The organism is Micromonospora sp. 050-3 (genome assembly GCF_046549335.1).
In the GTDB taxonomy this organism is placed as follows: domain Bacteria; phylum Actinomycetota; class Actinomycetes; order Mycobacteriales; family Micromonosporaceae; genus Micromonospora; species Micromonospora trifolii.
Genome location: NZ_JAJPVX010000001.1, coordinates 418,418 through 436,360, shown reverse-complemented (window position 1 = coordinate 436,360; position 17,943 = coordinate 418,418). Strand labels below are relative to the sequence as shown.

Below are 17,943 nucleotides of genomic sequence, written 5' to 3'. Positions count from 1 at the left end.
ACTGTCTATGGACGCGGACGAGACCGGGCTGCGGGCGCGGCTGGTGGCCACCGGAGTGAACCTGCTGCTGCGCGAGGGCCAGTCGGCGGTGTCGCTGCGGGAGATCGCCCGTCGTGCCGGGGTCTCGCACGGCGCGCCGCGCCGCTACTTCCCCACCCACGTCGACCTGCTCTCCGCCATCGCCAGGGAGGGCTTCGCCGACCTCACCGCACAGGTCGAGCGGACGTTGCGTGACGTCGATCCGGACCCGCGTACCCGATTGACCGCGCTGGCCCGGACGTACCTGGACTTCGCGGCGGCCCACCGCGGCATGTTCGAGCTGATGTTCCGCCACGACCTGTTGGACAGCGGCCGGCTTCGGCTGCGCGAGACGAGCCTGCCGCTGTTCGCAATGCTGGCCGATCTGGTGGCGCAGACGCGCCGGCCCACCGACGCGCCCGCGGCGGTGCTGGCCGGCGCGCTCTGGGCGAACCTGCACGGCATCGCCCAACTCTGGGCCTGGGGCAGCCTGCCGCTGGCCACCGGCGCCACCGACGACGACGCCCTGCTGCGCGCCGCGTTGGAGGCCCACCTCGGCCCCGCGCCCGCCTGAAACTCGACCCCGGAGGACACGTGCCCCTGCTGTACGACGTCACCAAGCTGACCGTCCGCACCACGCTGCGGTTTGGCTGGCGACCCCGGGTGGAAGGGCTGGAGCATCTGCCCCGACACGGCGGCGCGATCCTCGCCGGCAATCACCTGTCCGTCGCCGACGAGCTGTTTCTCGTCGCCTCGACGCCCCGACACGTCACCTTCTGGGCGAAGGTCGAGTACTTCAACGGGCGAGGTCCGGCCGGCTGGCTCAACCGGCGGATCGTCGCCGGCATGGGCGCCATCCCGGTCGACCGCGCCGACGGCCGGGCCGCCCTGCGCGCCCTCGACGCCGCCATACCGGTGCTGCGCGCCGGCGGCCTGGTCGCCGTCTACCCGGAGGGCACCCGCTCCCCCGACGGGCGGCTCTACCGGGGCCGGGTCGGGATGACCCGGTTGGCCCGCGACGCCGAGGTGCCGATCATCCCGGTCGGCGTGCTCGGCACCGCCGAGGTGCTGCCGGTCGACGCGCGGCTGCCCCGTCGACACCCCGTCACACTGCGATTCGGCCCGCCGATCCCGGTCGCCGACCGGATCACCGGGCCGCGTGACATCCGGACGGTCACCGACGAGGTGATGGCGGCGATCCAGCAGCTCACGGGCCAGGAGTACGTGCCGCGCTACGCGCCCACCCGGGAGAGCTGAACGCGGGCGGCGATCAGCCGGCGAGCAGTGCCGCCATGCGTTCCGCCTGCGCCTCCCAGCGCCACTCCCGTTCCACCCACGCCCGGCCGGCCGCGCCCAGCTGACGAGCCAGGTCCCGGTCGGCGAGCAGCCGGGCGACCCGGTCGGCGAGTTGGGCGACGTCCCGGCCGCGCACGACGTAGCCGGTCTCCCCCTCCCGGACCGCGTCCGGTGCGCCCCCGGAGTCACCGGCGACCACCGGCAGGCCGGTCGCGGATGCCTCCAGGTAGACGATGCCCAGCCCTTCGACGTCGAGGCCACGGTTGCGGGTGCGGCACGGCATCGCGTAGACGTCGCCGGCCGCGTAGTGCGCCGGCAACTCGACCGACGGCACCGTGCCGGTGAACACCACATCCCGTTCCACACCGGTCTGGCGGGCCAGCTTCTCCAGGGTCGCCCGGTACGGCCCGCCACCGACGATCAACAGCGCCGCGTCGGGCACCCGGCGGCGGATCTCCGGTAGGGCCCGGATCAGGGTGTCCTGACCCTTGCGCGGCACCAGCCGGGACACACAGACGACCACCGGCCGGTCGGTCAACCCGAGCCGGGCCCGGACCTGTTCACCGTCCACGCTCGGATGGTAGGTGTCCACGTCGACCCCGGGCGCGAGACGGCGCAGATCGGTCACCCCGTCCAGCACCCGGGCCAACCGACTACGTGTGTACTCGCCGAGATAGGTGGTCACGTCCACACCTCGACCGATGCGCCGCAGCGCCGGCCGGGCGGCCGGCACCGCCGCCCAACCGACCTCGTGGCCGTGGGTCTGTGCCACCACCCGACGGATGCCGGCCCGACGCCGCAGGCCGGCCGCGAGCAGACCCAACGGGGCCGCCGCGCCGAACCAGACGGTGTCGCAGTCGTACGCGCGCGCCAACCTGGCCGCCCTGCGGGCGATCAACGGGGTGGGCAACAGCACCCGGGTGCGCTCCCGGATCACCTCGAACGGCTGGTCGGCGTCGAACTTCGCGGCACCGCGCCAGCTCGACGCGTAGACGACAACAGAGCCGGCCGGTTGACGGACCGCGAGGTTGTGCACGAACGACTGGATCCCACCCGGGCGGGGCGGAAAGTCATTGGTGATCAGCAGGGTGCGGTTCATCGGCCGGCCTCCCGGGCGTACGCGCGGGCGGCGGCCATCCGCTCCACTGTGGACGGGTGTGAGGCCGAATAGAGGTATTCCCAGCGGGGCGGGTCGGGGTCGCCGAGGTTGACCGAGCCCAGCCGGCGCTGCATCGACTCGAAGGACTCCGGGTCGTTGGTGAGCGCGAGCGCGTGCGCGTCGGCCCGGGCCTCGACCTGTCGGGACATCAGCGCCTGCACCGGCGCGGCAACCAACCCGGCCACCGTGACCAGAGCGACCAGCAGCGGGAACGCGCGCGGTTGGGCCACCGAGTCGACACCGGCCAGCCGCAGCAGTGGCCCCCACGAGCCGAGCAGGTAGAGCGCCACCACGGCGGCCGCGGCGCCCAGCGCCCCGGTCAGCGTGCCGGCCGCCACGTCGGAGTCCTTCGCGTGCCCCAACTCGTGCGCCACGACGGCGGTCACCTCGGCCGGGGTCGCCTCGTGCAGCAGCGTGTCGTAGACGACCACCCGTCGGGTCGGCCCGAGACCGGAGACGTACGCGTTGACCGCCCTGGTGCGGCGGGATGCATCGGCGACCAGCACGTCGCGAACCGGCACCCCGTCGCGGGCGGCCATGCTCATCAGCTCGGTGCGCAACGGGCCCTGCTCCATCGGGGTGAACCGGTTGAACACCGGCTCCACCAGCACCGGCAGCACGAACGACAGCAGCACCACCAGCACCGCGGCGCCGGCCGCGCCGAACGCCCACCACCAGCGCGGCGCGAGCCGGATGACCGCGTAGAAGCCGAACAGCGCCACCGCGCCGATCACCGCACTGACCGCGTACGACTTGAGCAGGTCGACCGCCCAGCCGCTCCAGCCGTTGGTGCTCAACCCGTAGCGGGTGAGCACGCTCTGCCGCCAGGCGGCGAACGGGAGCGTCACCAGGTCGGCGACGAGCACCACCGCCAACCCGCCGAGCACCGCCTGTGCGGCCCAGTGCCCACCGAACGGCCGGCCCACCAGCTCCACCAGGCGACTGCCCAGCGGTGTCAACCCGAGCGCGAGGGCGATCAGCAGCCCCACGGCGAGCGCGGCATAGCTGCCGGGGCGCAGCGCGGCCCGGAACTCCCTACCCTTTGCCACCTGCTCGGCCGGCAGGTCACCCAGCGCGGCGAGCTGGTCGGCCCGGGGTGCCGGCGGGCGGTGCCACGGGATGAGCAGCGCGGCCAGCACTACCAGCGCGAGGGTCAGCCCGGCCAGGGTCAGCAGCGCCCAGCCGCGCGGGGTCACCGCGTCACCGCCCGTTGTTCCCCGTTCATCGCGCCGCTCCTCCCGCCGTGACCGCTCATCCTATGGCCCGCGAGAAGCCCGCTTCCGGGCGCGGTGTCGCGCTCAGGCGACGCGGCGGATGGCACGAGGCCGAGCCGCCTCCGGGCGCGCGGGTGCGGCCAACACCTCCACGTCGAAGCCGGCCCGGGCGAACACCTCGATGGCCTCGACCTCGGCGGCGACCAACCCGGCCGCCGGGGACGTCTCGTCGAACAGGGCGGTCAGCGGGCAGCCGGAACAGCCGTCGGCCCGCTTCGCGCACCCGTCGCAGTCGATGAGCATCACGCCTCCTGATCGGCTCGCGGCGCCCGGGGCGATTCTCGCCGTCGCCGACCGAGCACCGTCGGTGACATCGACACTATCCACCGGGTACGACAGGAACCCCGTCCGACCGCCCGTTTCAGGGCTAGATCCACTCCAGATCAGCGAAATCGGGGTATCCCACCCGGCCGGAACCCCCGACATCAAGGAACTCGTGTCGATCAAGCGAAGAAGGGCATCGTTTGACCGACCGGCCACCCGGGCACTGGGCGATGGTGGCCGACCTCGATGCTTCGTCCGTCGTGGACTTCCGGTACTCCCCGCGCCGACACCGCCTCGCCATGGTCCTCGTTGTGCTGGGCGCCGCGGCTCTCCTCGCCTTCTACACAATGGTGTTCGACGAGGTGTGGTGGCAGGTGCTGCTGCGGTTCGGCATGATCGGCGCCATCGTCGGGCTGACCACGAACTGGCAGCTGCGCCGTCAGCCTCGTCTGCCGCTGCGGCTGACCGACGAGACGCTGCACCTGAGCGGACCGAACGGGACCGGGCTCAGCATCGACTGGGTCAACATGGCCAGCGCCCAGGTGCGAGGCCGCTTGGACCCGCGGCTGGTGGTCAGGCCACTCGACCCGGAGCAGACGCGGCCCCCCATGCGACCCGGGCAGTGGTCGACTCCCGGACGCGGCCCCTACGAGCTGGTCGTCCGGCTCACCTGGATGACGCCGGGCCCCGACGCGCTGCGTCGTGAGCTGGCCCGGCGACTACCGACAACCTGACCGGCCACAGCCCGAGCGGCCGTCGGGGGCGAGAGCTCAGCCCTGTGCGTCGAGGTCACGCAGGGCGAAGCGGAGATGCTGCCACTCCTCGTCGAAGATCACGTGAAGGCAGTGCAGGACGGACACCTGCTTCTCGGGCCACCAGGCGGCCGGCCGTGTCTCGGCGAGCAGGTCCGGCGTGACGGCTGCGAGAAAGTCGCGCACCATCGCCTGCCGCTCGGCCCGTAGCTCCAGGGTCGCGGCGAACGTCGGCTGCTCGACGGCGAAGATCGAGATGTCGAAGCCGTCCGTCTCGTACTCGGCGTGTGGTTGCCCGAGCGGGTGGAAGGGTTGCGGCAGGCGCAGGATCGCCTTGCCCAGCCAGGTGTCGGCGGCGAACGCGAGGTGGCGCAGTGTCTGCGCGAACGACCACTCCCCGTCGATCGACACGTCGACGGCACCCTCGGGCATGGACACAGCCCGGTCGACCGCCGCCGCCCAGGCCCGTTCGAGTGCCGCCCACGCCACGCGGAGGTCGTCCGGATTCTTGGCCTGTCGGAGGTCGCGCCCGGGAAATCGTCGGTTGAGCTCGGCCTCGACCAGCGGCACGACATCGACGCCGTTGATCAGGAACGTGCCCTCGGCCAACCACGGCGCGTCGATGTCCAGAGCATCCACATCGACGCCGCGCATCACCGCAGCGGCCAGCGTCGACCTGTTGAACCGGGCACCCCGCAGGTCCCGGTCGACGAAGTCCTTGACGTCGTCCTGTGCCATGGCGACTCCCTCCCGTCAGCGACAGCAGCGACGCTAGCGCTCGGGTACGACAGCCGGACAGCCCACGGCGGGTCAGGAGCGGGCGAGCCGCCGTAGCAGCGAGTCCGCGCCCAGCGGGTACGCCCCGTGCCGGCGTACCCCGTCGGCGACCTCGCGGTCCGATGAGACCACTACCACCGGCCGGCCCGACGGCTCGGCGCGCACCAGTCGCCGGATCAGCTCGTCGGCGGTCTCTCCCTTGCGGGAGAAGAGCACCCGTACGCCGCGCGGCGCGGGCGGCAGCCCGTGCATCCGCTCGGCGCCGTCGAAGACCACTGTGACCTCGTCGCCGGTCTGCGCGGCGATCCCGCCCAGCCCGGTGATCAGGCGTTTGCGCTGCTGCTCCAGGGACATCTCGCCGAAGCCACGCTTGGTGACGTTGTAGCCGTCCACCACGAGGTGCGCCCGGGGCAGGGCGAGCAGTTGGTCGAGCCGGGCCGGGTCGTCGGTGTCCCGCGCGCGGGCGGCGGGGCCGGCCGGGGCGGTGCCCGGCTGCTCGGCGAAGGCGTCGGCGACGAAGTCGGCGGGGAGTTTGTCCACCGGGTCGAGCGCCAGCTCCCGGCGCAGCCCGACGGCGGCCTGGCCGATGGTCTCCAGGAGCAGCCAGAGCCGGGCGTCGTCGACCGAGCGCGCCTCCTTGGCGCTGGCCCGGGCCACCCCGGCGGAGGCCTCGGCCTCGGCCAGCCGGGCTCGGGCGCGGCGGAGTTCGGCGTCCACGTCGGCGCTGGCGCGGGCGGCCCGGCCGCGCTCGGTGGCCAGCAGCTCGGTGGCCTTCCGCTCGCGGGCCTGGGTCTCCCGCAAGGTACGGGCCACCTGCCGGGACTCCTCGCGGAGCTGGCCCAGCTCCTCGCGGACGCGGGCCAGCTCGTCACGGAGCTTCTCGGCCTCGACCCGGGCCACCGCGCGGTCGTGCTCGGCCCGGGTGGCCCGCTGCTCGGCCTCGCGGACCAACTCGGCGACGACGGCGCTGTCCGCCTCGGCGCGAACGGCCGCGCCGCTGGCGTCGATCAGCTCCCGCCAACCACGGGGCCGGGCCAGGTAGGCCAGCGCGGCCACCTCGACCGGGTCGGCGGCGGCCGGTGCGGTGCCCTCGACCACTGCCGCCCCGAGGTCACCGGCGTCGGCCAGGACCCGTGCGGTGACCCGCTGCCGGAACAGCGGGTCGGCGGTGAGCTGAGCGGCGATGACCGGCGCGCCGAGCCGGGCGCGTCGGTTGGGGGCGAACTTGGCCACCCGGCGCAACGGCACCGGGACCTCGTCGGTGGGAAGGGTGGGCAGCACCGCGGCGGTCAGCGTCACGATCCGCTGCCGGACCGGCTCGGGCAGGGTCGGCTCCGGCTCGGCGGCGGGGCCGTCGCCCGTGGTCGGGCCCGATGCGCCAGATGTGTCGTTGACTACGTTGTCGTCCGGGTTGCCCAGGGCCCCGTCGAGCGCGACCGGATCCTCCTGCGGGAGGTGGTCGTCGTACGGCTCGGTGAGGGGCATGTGGCAAGTCTCCCACCGCGACCGGGCCCACCGCCCGGTGAGTGAGCCGATCTCTCATCCTAGCCCCATGGTGACGGATGGGACCGCTGCGACGGGAGTGTCGGACCGTGGCGCTAGCGTGCCGCCGATGGCACAGGCGGAGTACGTCCAGGAGTCACTGGCCGGTCTCGACCCGGCGGTGGGCGGGGTGGACCCGGCGCTGCCGCTCTACGCGACCACCTTCGTGGTGGTCGACCTGGAGACCACCGGCGGCGCGCCGGACGGCGGCGGCATCACCGAGATCGGCGCGGTCAAGGTGCGCGGTGGCGAGCAGTTGGGGGTGCTGGCGACCCTGGTCAACCCGGGCCAGCCGATTCCGCCGTTCATCACAGTGCTGACCGGCATCACCCAGGCCATGCTGGTGCCGGCGCCACCGATCGAGCAGGTGCTGCCGAGCTTCCTGGAGTTCATCGACGACGCGGTGCTGGTGGCCCACAACGCCCCGTACGACGTGGGCTTCCTCAAGGCCGCCTGCGCCAAGCACGGATACCGCTGGCCCAACCCCCGAGTGCTGGACACGGCGGCGCTCGCCCGCCGGGTGCTGACCCGCGACGAGGTGCCCAACCGCAAGCTGGGCACCCTGGCCGCCTACTTCCGCACCCCCACCCAGCCCACCCACCGGGCCTTGGACGACGCGAAGGCCACCGTCGACGTGCTGCACGGGCTGATCGGCCGGCTGGGCGGGCACCGGGTGGACACGGTCGGCGACGCCATCGAGTTCGCCCGCGCGGTCACCCCGACCCAGCGCCGCAAACGACACCTGGCCGAGGGGTTGCCCAAGGTTCCGGGGGTCTACATCTTCCGGGCCGCCGACGACCGGCCGCTCTACGTGGGCACCTCGGTCGACATCGCCACCCGGGTGCGCAGCTACTTCACCGCCGGCGAGAAGCGTGCCCGGATCTCCGAGATGCTGGGCGCGGCGGAGCGGGTCGAGGCGGTGGAGTGCGCCCACTCGTTGGAGGCCGAGGTCCGTGAGCTGCGGTTGATCGCCGCGCACGCCCCGCCGTACAACCGCCGGTCCAAATACCCGGAACGGATGGTCTGGCTCAAACTGACCGACGGTCCGTACCCTCGGCTGTCGATCGTCCGCGATCTCTCCCCCACCGACACCGCGTACCTCGGGCCGTTCACCTCCCGGCGGGCCGCCGAGCTGGCCGCCGCCGGTTTCCACGACGCGGTGCCGCTGCGCCAGTGCACGCACCGGCTCTCGCTGCGTACCGTCACGCCGGCCTGCGCGCTGGCCGAGCTGGGTCGCTGCCCGGCGCCCTGCGAACACAAGATCACCCCCGAGGAGTACGACGACAGCGCCGCCGCGCCCTTCCGCACAGCGACGGCCAGCGACCCCCAGCCGGTGGTGGACGCCCTGCTCGCGCGGATCGACGTGCTCTCCCGTGACCAGCGCTACGAGGAGGCCGCAGTGGTGCGGTCCCGGCTGGCCGCCGTGCTGCGGGCCACCGTGCGGATGCAGCGGCTGGCCGCGCTGACCGGGATCGTCGAGTTGGCCGCCGCCCGGCCGGCCGCCCGGGGCGGCTGGGAGTTGGCGCTGGTCCGGCACGGCCGGCTGGCCGGCGCGGGGGTGTCCCCGCCGGGCGTGCACCCGCGACCCACCTTGACCACGATCCGGGCCACCGCCGAGACGGTGTCGGGCGGGCACGGCCCGGTGCCGGCCGCCACCGCCGAGGAGTCCGAGCGGATCCTGTCCTGGTTGGAGCGACCGGAGACCCGACTCGTCGAGATGTCCTCCGGTTGGTCCTCTCCGGCGAGTGGCGCGGCCCGGTTCCGTGACCTGCTGGCGAAGGCCGAGGGCGGCGCGTCCCACCAACTCTCGACCGAACGCTCATGACCAACTGACCGATCGGACGACGTCGACTCGCTTAGGCTGTTAGAGAAGTGCAGTCCTGCCCGATTCGTGGGCCTGCTCCCCCGCCGGGTCCCGGCGATGCGGAGCCGGGGTGAGGAGGTGTCCCTCGTGGACGTCGACGCCGGACACGGCGCCGCCCTGGGGGGCGCCCTGCCGACACAGCCGGGTGAGCTGCCGCTCGCCCGCCGGCTGCGGTCGCTGCTCAGCTGGCCAACCACCGACTCGGACCCGGTCACCCAACTGGTCCGCACCCACCGGGGCATCCACGCCGGCACCGACCCCGCGGTGCTGCGCCGTGCCTACACGATCGCGGAGAACATGCACCGCGGGCAGTTCCGCAAGAGCGGGGAACCGTACATCACCCATCCCCTCGCGGTGGCGCAGATCTGCGCCGAGCTGGGGATGGACACCACCACCCTGGTCGCGGCGCTGCTGCACGACACTGTGGAGGACACCCGCTACACCCTCCAGGCGCTCTCCGAGGACTTCGGCGGCGAGGTTGCCCACCTGGTCGACGGGGTGACCAAGTTCGACAAGGCTTTCTACGGCAAGGCCGCCGAGGCGGAGACGGTCCGCAAGATGATCGTCGCGGCCGCCAAGGACGTCCGGGTGCTGATCATCAAGCTGGCCGACCGGCTGCACAACATGCGGACGCTCGGGGTGCGCTCGGCGTCGTCGCGGGAACGGATCGCCCGCAAGACCCAGGAGGTGCTGGTCCCGCTCTGTGACCGGCTGGGCATCCAGACCCTCAAACGCGAGCTGGACGACGTGGTGCTGCTGCACCTTGAGCCCGACGAGCACGCCCGGCTGGCCCGGCACGTGCACGATCGGCCGGGCTGGGATTCGTACCTCGACTCGGTGGTCACCCGGACCAGGGTGGCGTTGCGCCGCAGCCGGGTCGACGCCGAGGTGAGCCCCCGTCCCCGGCACCTGTACTCGATCTGGAAGGACACCATCGCCGGCGGCCACACCGCCCCGTACGACCTGCCCCGCATCGTGGTGGTGGTCGACGGCCCGGCCACCGACTGTTACGCCGCGCTGGGCGCGATCCACGGCACCTGGCGACCGGTGCCCGGCCGTTTCAAGGACTTCATAGCCTCACCGAAGAACAACCTCTACCGTTCGCTGCACACCAGCGTCTGCGGCCCCCAGGACCGCACGGTGGAGGTGCTGATCCGCACCGAGGAGATGCACCGCTCGGCCGAGTACGGCATCGCCGCCGACTTCCGTTTCCCCCACTCCGGCAGCAGCACCGCCGCGGCCCGCGCCGAGCAGTTGGACTGGCTGCGCCGGGTGCTCGACTGGGAGCCGGACGCCGCCGACCCGGCACAGTTTTACGAGTCGTTGCGCTGCGACCTGGCCGAGGGGCAGATCCAGGTCTTCGCCGACGGACGGCAGGTAGTGCTGCCGGCCGGCGCCACGCCTGTCGACCTCGCGTACGAGCTGGGCAACGACCGGGGCGACCACTGCCTCGCCACACGCATCAACGGTCGGCTCGCCCCGCTCAGTTCGGAGCTGGACGAGGGCGACGTGGTGGAGATCTTCACCGAGAACGACGGCGACAACGGCTTCGAGGCCGGTGTGGCGCCGCGCGGCCCCCGGCGGGAGTGGCTGACCTTCGTCAAGTCGCCGCACGCGCAGATGCAGATCAACAGGTGGTTCGCCGAGCACACCGAACCGGGCATCACGATCAGTGACAAGGTGCGCCTCGGTCGGGCCACCATCGGGCTCGCCCTGCGCCAGCACAACCGGGGCCTCGCCAGTGACCTGCCGCTGCTGCGCCTCTCCGAGGAGTTGGGCTACCCCGACCTGGAGACCCTGCTGGTCGCGGTCTTCGACCGGGTGATCGAACCGGACACCGTGGTTCGCCAGCTCATCGACCTGGTCGACCATCGACAGTGACCAGACAGGCCCCGGCGCGTCCGAAGGACATTCGTGACCACTAGCCTGGAGTCATGATCCCCCGCTCCCGCGCCACCGGTCGGGCCCTCTTCTACCAGGCCTTCTACCGACTGCCGCTGCCGGTGCGTCGGCGTCTGGTCCGGCTGGCCGTACCCAAGTACATCGTCGGCGCGGTGACCCTGGTCCGGGACACCGAGGCGACGGGCGCGGGTCGGTTGCTCATGCTGCGCCAGCCCCCCGGCAAGGGTTGGTCACTCCCCGCCGGCCTGCTCAACCGGGGCGAGGCCCCGGTGGTGGGCGCGGCCCGTGAGCTGTTCGAGGAGTCCGGCGTCCGGCTCCCACCGTCCCGGCTCCGCCCGGCGGTGCCGAACGCGATCGTGCATGCCAAGGGCTGGGTGGACATGGTCTTCGAGGCCGAGGTGCCGGCGTCCAGCACCGAGCTGACCGTCGACGGCGGGGAGGTCTTCGAGGCCGCCTGGCACCCTCTGGACGACCTGCCCAAGCTGACCTGGCCGACGGCCCGGCTGCTCGCCTACTACGACATCGGGCCTCTGGCCGGGCAGTTCCCGCCGCCGGTGCCCGACGACACTCCGTGACCGTCGCGGCCGGTGTTCCGGCGGAGCTGTGCGCGGTGGTGCTGGCCGCCGGCGAGGGCACGCGGCTGCGCCCGCTCACCGAACGGGTGCCCAAGGCGCTCTGCCCGGTGGGCAACGTACCCCTGCTGGACCGGGCGTTGGCGCGGCTGGCCGGCCTGGGCCTGACCGGTCCCGGCCGGGTTGCGGTGAACGCCTGCTACCTCGGCGACCAGGTGGTGGCGCACGTCGGCGACCGCGCACACCTGTCGGTGGAGCCGGGCGACCCACTGGGCACCGCGGGAGGGGTGGCCAACCTGCGGGACTGGATCGACGGGCGGCCGGTCCTGGTCGGCAACGCCGACGCGTACCTCGCCGACCCGGCCGCTCCCCCGGGCCCGGACGTCGCCGCCCTGCTCGACGGCTGGGACGGGCACACCGTACGCCTGCTCGGCCAGCCCGCGCCGGACCCGGCGGCGCCGGGCACCTTCTCCGGGCACTGCTTCACGGGCTTCTCGCTGCTGCCCTGGCGGCTGGTCCGGGACCTGCCGGTCGTCTTCTCGGACCTGGTCCGCGCCGTGTGGCGTCCGGCCGAGGCGGCGGGCTCCCTGGCCGTGGTGCCCTACCCGGGCACCTTCTTCGACACCGGCACCCCGGCCGACTACCTGGCGGCCAACCTGCACGCCGCGGCCGGCGGCGTTCTCGTCGAGGAGTCCGCGACGGTGACCGGCCACTGCGTGGAGTCGGTCGTCGGCGCGGGCGCGCGGGTGGCCGGCGACGTGTCCCGCACAGTGGTGTGGCCGGGCGCGACAGTACGGGCCGGCGAGCGGCTGCGGAACGTGATCCGGGCCGGGAGCGACCTGACAGTGCCCTGCCCCGCCCAGGGCTGAGCCCCGACGGCTCCCGCCTCCGGTCTCGGGCCGGAACATCTAGCATGGGCGACGACGCCGACGAACGGAGAAATGCCCCGTGATCACCGCGATCGTGCTGATCGACTGCGCCACCGATGCGATCCCCGAAGTGGCGGAGAACCTGGCCAACCTTCCCGGCGTCAGCGAGGTCTACTCGGTGGCCGGGCACGTCGACCTCATCGCCATCGTCCGGGTCCGCGAGTTCGACCAGATCGCACAGGTCATCGCGGGCAGCATCTCCAAGGTCCCGGGCGTGCTCAACACCGAGTCGCACATCGCCTTCCGGGCGTACTCCCAGCACGACCTGGAGGAGGCGTTCGCGATCGGTCTGGCCAGCACCGACTGACCCGCTCGCCGTTGCGGGGCCCGCGCCGCCCCCACGGCGGCGCGTAGCGCGCGCAGGGCGGCCGGCCCACCCCGTTTTGGGTGGACCGGCCGTCTACTGTGGCTACGTCAGCTCTCGCTGGGAGCCGGTACCTCGGTGGTGCCGCCGCCCGGAGCCGGCGACTCGGTGCCGGTGCCACCCGGAGCCGGCGACTCGGTGACAGTGCCGCCCGGAGCCGGCGACTCAGTGCCGGTGCCGCCCGGGCTGGGCGTACCGCTGGCGCTGGTCTGCGGAACCGGGATGCCGAGCTTGTTGGCGAGCGCCACCAACTCGTCGTAGTGCGTCTGCAGCGTCGGAAGCGCCGTCTGCGCCAACTGGACCACCGACTGCTCGGAGCCCTGCGAGATCTCCGTCTGGGTGGCCTGGATGGACTGGACGTGGCCGGCCAGCTCACTGGTCACCCAGAGCCGGTCGAACTCCGCACCGCTGGCGTTGTTCAGCTTGTCGATGACCGCCTGCTGATCGGCGCTGGGCTCGTTCGGCAGTTCCACCCCGAGCTGCGACGCGGTCTGCTGCACCGTCTGGTCCAGCTGGGTGTGGTCGGTCTTCAGCATTGCGCCCAGGTCCTTGACCCCCTGGTCCTGACCCTTCTGCTGAGCCAGGTCACCAGCGGTGATCTCGAACAGGTTGACCTGGTGTACCGCCTGCAGGTACTGGGTGTCCTGCGTTGACGGCTGTGCCGCGGCCTGCGCGGCCGCAGCCGGCGCGACACCGACCAGTACCAGCGCGGCCAACAGGCCGAGGCGTTTGATACCCAACATGCTTCCCCCCCTTGAGACGTTGGACCGCACGGATACCCGGCTCACCGGGGTTATTCCTGCGATCGCCCGTCGCGCGGGGTCGACCGGTCCCATCAGGGCCGTCCGACTCCTGGTCGGATGGGTCGCGGGGTGTGAATACGAAGGGGCGCCCGCCGGAATCCGGCGGGCGCCCCTTAACTGTGCGATTGGGCGGTCAGCGGCGGCTCTCGCCGCTGCCGATCTCCTCGCGCTCGGGTCGGGCCTCGACCGGCGGGTGCCCCGGCGAGACCGGCGCCTCGACCGGCTTCTCGATCGGGTAGAAGAAGCCCCGGATGGCCGGGCCGAGGGCCCCCAGCCGGTTCATCTTCTTGGGCACTACCCAGCCGACGTAGTCGAGCTGACCGTGACCGTCCGCGCGCCCGTTGGACGCGCTGAGCGGCTGGTGCACCTCGACGAACCGGCCGTCCGGCAGGCGCCGGATGATGCCGGTCTCCACGCCGTGCGCGAGCACCTCCCGGTCGTGCTGCTGCAGACCCAGGCAGAGCCGGTAGGTGACGTAGTACGCCAGCGGCGGGACCACCAGCAGGCCGATCCGGCCCGCCCAGGTCATCGCGTTCAAGCTGATCTGGAACTTGTCGGCGATCACGTCGTTGGCGCCGGAGAGCGTCAGCACGATGTAGAACGACACGGCCATGGCGCCGACGGCGGTCCGGGCCGGGGCGTCCCGGGGACGCTCGAGCAGGTTGTGGTTCTTGCGGTCCTTGAGGTGCCGAGCTTCCAGGAACGGGTACATCGTCGACAGGCCCACCAGGATGCCGGGCAGCACGACTGTCGGCCAGAACAGCGGCGGGATGACGTACCCGTCGCCGAGCGGGATGTTGATTTCCCAGGCCGGCATGAGTCGGGTCGACCCGTCGAGGAACATGACGTACCAGTCGGGCTGGCTGGCGGCCGAGACCACCCACGCCTCGTACGGGCCGAACAACCAGATCGGGTTGATCTGGAACAGACCGCCCATCAGCGCGATGACGCCGAAGACGACCATGAAGAAGCCGCCCTGCTTCAGCGCGTACCGCGGGAACATCCGCTCGCCGACCACGTTGTTGTTGGTCCGGCCGGGGCCGGGCCACTGGGTGTGTTTCTGCTTGAAGACCAGACCCAGGTGGACGCTGATCAGCGCGACCAGCAGACCCGGGATGAGCAGCACGTGGGCGATGAAGAACCGGCTGATGATGATCGTGCCCGGGAACTCGCCGCCGAAGATCGACGAGGTGACCCAGGAGCCGATCACCGGGATGGACAGCATGATCGCCGAGGCGATCCGCAGGCCGGTGCCGGACAGGCCGTCGTCCGGCAGCGAGTAGCCGGTGAAGCCGGCCAGGAAGCCAACCCAGAACAGCAGCGAACCGATGATCCAGTTGGTCTCGCGCGGCTTGCGGAAGGCGCCGGTGAAGAAGACGCGGAGCATGTGCACGACGATCGCGGCCATGAACAGCAGCGCCGCCCAGTGGTGCATCTGCCGCATCACCAGACCACCACGGACGTCGAACGAGATGTCCAGGCTGGAGGCGTACGCGGCGGACATCGGGGTGCCCTGCAACGGCGCGAAGCTGCCGTCGTAGACCACCTCGGTCATCGCCGGCTCGTAGAAGAAGGTGAGGAACACACCTGTCAGCAGCAGCACGACGAACGAGAACAGCGCGATCTCGCCGAGCAGGAAGGACCAGTGGTCCGGGAAGACCTTGTTCAGCAGCTTGCGCAGCGGGGTGGCCACCTGGAAGCGGTCGTCCACTCCCACCGCGGCCTTGCCCGGCGTCGCCGCAAGGTCAAACTTTCGACGCTTCATGGCCGCTCCCAGAAATCAGGCCCGACGGTCTCGGTGTAGTCGGACTTCGCCACGAAGAAGCCCTCGGAGTCCACCTCGATCGGCAGCTGCGGCAGCCGCCGGCTGGCGGGGCCGAAGACTGGCCGGGCGTTGTCGGTGATCAGGAACTGGGACTGGTGGCACGGGCAGAGCAGCCGGTTGGTCTGCTGCTCGTACAGGCTGGCCGGGCATCCCGCGTGCGTGCAGATCTTGGAGAACGCCGCGTAGTTGCCCCACATGTAGTCGCCGTGGCCGATCTTCTCGTTGGCCCGGCGCGACTCCTGCGCGTCCGAGTCACGGAGGTGGATCAGCAGCGTCGGCGAGTCGGCGTGCTTGTTGCTCACACCGTGGTCGATGCCGGGGAACACGGTGATCTGACCACCGGTGCTGATGTCCGCCGGACGGACCGGACGGCCGTCCTCGCGGACCAGGCGGATGCGCTCGCCGCCCTCGGCCGTGGCGAACCCGGTGGTGAACATCTGGTTGTTCTTGTGCGGCTGCGAGATCAGGCCGCCGACCAGCGGCGCCGCGGCGACCGCGGCGACCGGCGCGAGACCGGCCAGCAGCGAGATGCCGAGCAGGGGGCGACGCTTCACGCCCAGCTCGTCCGCCATGTAGAGCATGGTCTGGCTGGTGATCGTGCGGCCTTCGGAGTCCACCTGGCCCTCGTGCCGGTCCTGAATCGAGACCTCCTTGGGCAGCAACTTCTTGCCCCAGGTCAGGATGCCGAAGCCGACGGCAAGCAGCGCCACGCCGAGGGTGAAGCCGAGCAGCGGGGTGTAGAACTTGTCGCCGCCCCGGCCCGCCTCGTACTTCCACGGCCATGCGATGTAGATGACCATGAACGCGGTCGCGGCCAGGCCGGTGAGCAGGAAGAAGCCGGCGACGACCCGGGTCAGCCGACGCTCCGCCTTGGTGCCCGGCAGCACCTGCGGCTCGTAGTGGACGATCTCGATGTCGTCGCGGCGTGCGCCCTCACGAACGATGTCGAACCGGGTCAGCTTGGGGTCGTTCACGTCGAGCGGCTCCCGGCCCTCCGGGGCCTGGTGCTCGGGGTGGGTGCTCATGCCGTCACCTCGCTACGGGTGGCGCCGAGCGGCACCACAGCACTGAATCGGATGGCCTGCTCGATCACGACTTACCCGCAATCCACAGGCTAGCGAAGACGAGCGCCACGATGCCAACCAGGAAGATCGCCAGGCCCTCGGTGGACGGGCCGTACCGCCCGAGGTTGAGCCCACCCGGGTCCTGGTCGTGCTTCAGCGTCTCCTGGATGTAGGCGATGATGTCGGCCTTCTGCTCCGGCCGGAGCTGGTTGTCGCCGAACACCGGCATGTTCTGCGGGCCGCTCAACATCGCCGCGTAGATCTGGCGGTCGGTAGCGGGGTGCAGGCTCGGGGCGAACTTGCCCGACGAGAGCGCACCGCCGCCACCACCGAAGGCGTGGCACTGCGAGCAGTTGATCCGGAACAGCTCACCGCCGGACGCGATGTTGCCGTCCTCGCGGAGGTCGTCGCCCTCGGGCACGACCGGGCCGCCGCCAAGCTCCTGGATGTACTGGGCCAGCTGACGGGTCTGCTCGTCGGTGAAGACCGGGGGCTTGCGGTGCGCCTGGGCCTCCTGGCGGGCCAGCGGCATCCGCCCGGAGCTGACCTGGAACTCGACCGAGGCCGCGCCGACGCCGATCAGGCTCGGCCCGCGGCCCTCGACGCCCTGGGCGTTGCGGCCGTGGCAGGTCACGCAGCTCACGTCGAACAGCGCCTTGCCCTCGGCGGCGGCGCCGGTCAGCTGCGGGTTGTCCTGCGCCTGCGCGCCCGGGGCGAAGACGGTGTATGCGCCGCCGGCGAGCATCAGCGCGGCGATCAGCCGGACCGCGGCGCCCAGCCGGCGGCGGCCCCTGCTGCGCGCGGCGGGCCGCTCACGCAGCCGCGCGAGCAGACCGCGTCGGCGGTCGTTGTCAGAAGTCATGAGCGGTGTCCTTAACCGGTTGGACCTGTCTCAGGGGACGGAGCAGCAGCGCGGAATGTGACGCGCAAGATCACTGGAGCCAGTAGATCATGGCGTACAGCCCGATCCACACGACGTCGACGAAGTGCCAGTAGTACGACACGACGATCGCCGACGTCGCCTGCGCCGGAGTGAACCGGCCCATGGTCGTGCGGACCATGAAGATGATGAAGGCGATCAGACCACCTGTCACGTGCAGGCCGTGGAAGCCGGTGGTCAGGTAGAACACCGACCCGTACCCGTCTTCGTTGATCTTGATGCCGTCGGCGACCAGGTGCCGGTACTCGTTCAGCTGGCCGAGGACGAAGATCAGGCCCATCACGAAGGTGACGGTGAACCAGCGCCGCAGCGCGTGCACGTCACCCTTCTCCGCCGCGAAGACGCCGAGCTGGCACGTCACCGAGGACAGCACCAGGATCACCGTGAAGGTGGTCGCGTACGGGATGTTCAGCGCTTCGGTGTGCTTCTCCCACTGCTCCGGCGCAGCCGCGCGGATAGAGAAGTACATCGCGAACAACGCCGCGAAGAACATGAGTTCGCTGGAGAGCCACACGATCGTCCCGACGCTGACCATGTTTGGTCGGGTCAGAGAGTGGATCCGGCTCTTGTCAATGGCTGGGGCCGCAGTCACGCCGTC

At 71.6% G+C, this 17,943-nt stretch carries 18 protein-coding genes; 8 read left to right on the top strand and 10 right to left on the bottom strand.

The features are described from left to right. The first annotated feature begins 7 nt into the window (after positions 1–7). Positions 8–592 carry a TetR/AcrR family transcriptional regulator gene (locus ACLJOK_RS02085; RefSeq protein WP_410815777.1) on the top strand — a complete coding sequence of 195 codons (585 nt, stop codon included), beginning with the start codon at positions 8–10 and terminating at the stop codon, positions 590–592. A gap of 20 nt (positions 593–612) precedes the next feature. Further along, positions 613–1,275 carry a lysophospholipid acyltransferase family protein gene (locus ACLJOK_RS02080; RefSeq protein WP_410815775.1) on the top strand — a complete coding sequence of 221 codons (663 nt, stop codon included), beginning with the start codon at positions 613–615 and terminating at the stop codon, positions 1,273–1,275. 13 nt (positions 1,276–1,288) lie between these two features. Here the strand turns inward: ACLJOK_RS02080 and ACLJOK_RS02075 are convergent, their stop codons facing one another. From ACLJOK_RS02075 to ACLJOK_RS02065, 3 genes are all read right to left on the bottom strand, one after another. After that, positions 1,289–2,413 carry a glycosyltransferase family 4 protein gene (locus ACLJOK_RS02075; RefSeq protein ID WP_410815774.1) on the bottom strand — a complete coding sequence of 375 codons (1,125 nt, stop codon included), beginning with the start codon at positions 2,411–2,413 and terminating at the stop codon, positions 1,289–1,291. Then, a complete protein-coding gene (locus tag ACLJOK_RS02070; RefSeq protein ID WP_410815773.1) occupies positions 2,410–3,669 on the bottom strand; it encodes a M48 family metalloprotease in 1,260 nt (419 codons plus the stop codon). Before ACLJOK_RS02070 ends, ACLJOK_RS02075 begins: the two co-directional genes overlap by 4 nt. A 102-nt stretch (positions 3,670–3,771) precedes the next feature. Beyond that, entirely contained in the window at positions 3,772–3,990 is a 219-nt protein-coding gene (locus ACLJOK_RS02065; protein WP_410815772.1) for a hypothetical protein, read from the bottom strand. A gap of 221 nt (positions 3,991–4,211) precedes the next feature. Here ACLJOK_RS02065 and ACLJOK_RS02060 point away from each other — a divergent pair, with 221 nt between their 5' ends. Then, the gene (locus ACLJOK_RS02060) at positions 4,212–4,745 is read left to right on the top strand and encodes a hypothetical protein (protein WP_410815771.1); all 534 of its coding nucleotides are present in this window, start codon (positions 4,212–4,214) and stop codon (positions 4,743–4,745) included. A gap of 36 nt (positions 4,746–4,781) precedes the next feature. On the opposite strand, the gene ACLJOK_RS02055 is transcribed toward ACLJOK_RS02060, so the two are convergent. Further along, on the bottom strand, positions 4,782–5,501 hold the full coding sequence (locus tag ACLJOK_RS02055) for a DinB family protein (protein WP_410815769.1): 720 nt from the start codon (positions 5,499–5,501) through the stop codon (positions 4,782–4,784). A 72-nt stretch (positions 5,502–5,573) separates the two neighbouring features. Next, a complete protein-coding gene (locus ACLJOK_RS02050; RefSeq protein ID WP_410815768.1) occupies positions 5,574–7,025 on the bottom strand; it encodes an NYN domain-containing protein in 1,452 nt (483 codons plus the stop codon). Positions 7,026–7,152: 127 nt separating this feature from the next. Between ACLJOK_RS02050 and ACLJOK_RS02045 the strand changes: the two genes are divergently transcribed. The 5 genes from ACLJOK_RS02045 (at position 7,153) to ACLJOK_RS02025 (ending at position 12,656) form a co-directional block, all read left to right on the top strand. Next, positions 7,153–8,907: a DEDD exonuclease domain-containing protein gene (locus ACLJOK_RS02045; RefSeq protein WP_410815766.1), complete on the top strand. Its 1,755-nt coding sequence runs from the start codon at positions 7,153–7,155 to the stop codon at positions 8,905–8,907. Positions 8,908–9,033: 126 nt separating this feature from the next. After that, positions 9,034–10,827 (top strand): RelA/SpoT family protein, encoded by a 1,794-nt coding sequence (locus ACLJOK_RS02040; RefSeq protein ID WP_410819209.1) that lies wholly within the window; start codon positions 9,034–9,036, stop codon positions 10,825–10,827. A 53-nt stretch (positions 10,828–10,880) separates the two neighbouring features. Continuing rightward, positions 10,881–11,423: an NUDIX hydrolase gene (locus ACLJOK_RS02035; RefSeq protein WP_091407528.1), complete on the top strand. Its 543-nt coding sequence runs from the start codon at positions 10,881–10,883 to the stop codon at positions 11,421–11,423. Next, the gene (locus tag ACLJOK_RS02030; RefSeq protein ID WP_410815765.1) at positions 11,420–12,289 is read left to right on the top strand and encodes an NDP-sugar synthase; all 870 of its coding nucleotides are present in this window, start codon (positions 11,420–11,422) and stop codon (positions 12,287–12,289) included. The genes ACLJOK_RS02035 and ACLJOK_RS02030 overlap by 4 nt, the downstream gene beginning before the upstream one ends. Before the next feature lie 79 nt (positions 12,290–12,368). Further along, entirely contained in the window at positions 12,369–12,656 is a 288-nt protein-coding gene (locus ACLJOK_RS02025; protein ID WP_410815764.1) for an Lrp/AsnC family transcriptional regulator, read from the top strand. Positions 12,657–12,763: 107 nt separating this feature from the next. Here ACLJOK_RS02025 and ACLJOK_RS02020 read toward each other — a convergent pair whose 3' ends face one another. The 5 genes from ACLJOK_RS02020 to ACLJOK_RS02000 form a co-directional block, all read right to left on the bottom strand. Beyond that, positions 12,764–13,456, bottom strand: coding sequence for a DUF4142 domain-containing protein (locus tag ACLJOK_RS02020; protein ID WP_410815762.1), 693 nt, complete (start codon positions 13,454–13,456; stop codon positions 12,764–12,766). 193 nt (positions 13,457–13,649) lie between these two features. Then, on the bottom strand, positions 13,650–15,281 hold the full coding sequence (locus tag ACLJOK_RS02015; protein WP_410815761.1) for a cytochrome b N-terminal domain-containing protein: 1,632 nt from the start codon (positions 15,279–15,281) through the stop codon (positions 13,650–13,652). Further along, a complete protein-coding gene (locus tag ACLJOK_RS02010; protein ID WP_410815760.1) occupies positions 15,278–16,366 on the bottom strand; it encodes a ubiquinol-cytochrome c reductase iron-sulfur subunit in 1,089 nt (362 codons plus the stop codon). Before ACLJOK_RS02010 ends, ACLJOK_RS02015 begins: the two co-directional genes overlap by 4 nt. Before the next feature lie 64 nt (positions 16,367–16,430). Next, complete coding sequence (locus tag ACLJOK_RS02005; protein ID WP_196925329.1) at positions 16,431–17,267, bottom strand: cytochrome c; 837 nt, start codon at positions 17,265–17,267, stop codon at positions 16,431–16,433. 70 nt (positions 17,268–17,337) lie between these two features. After that, positions 17,338–17,937, bottom strand: coding sequence for a heme-copper oxidase subunit III (locus tag ACLJOK_RS02000; protein ID WP_112582810.1), 600 nt, complete (start codon positions 17,935–17,937; stop codon positions 17,338–17,340). Between the last annotated feature and the right edge of the window lie 6 nt (positions 17,938–17,943).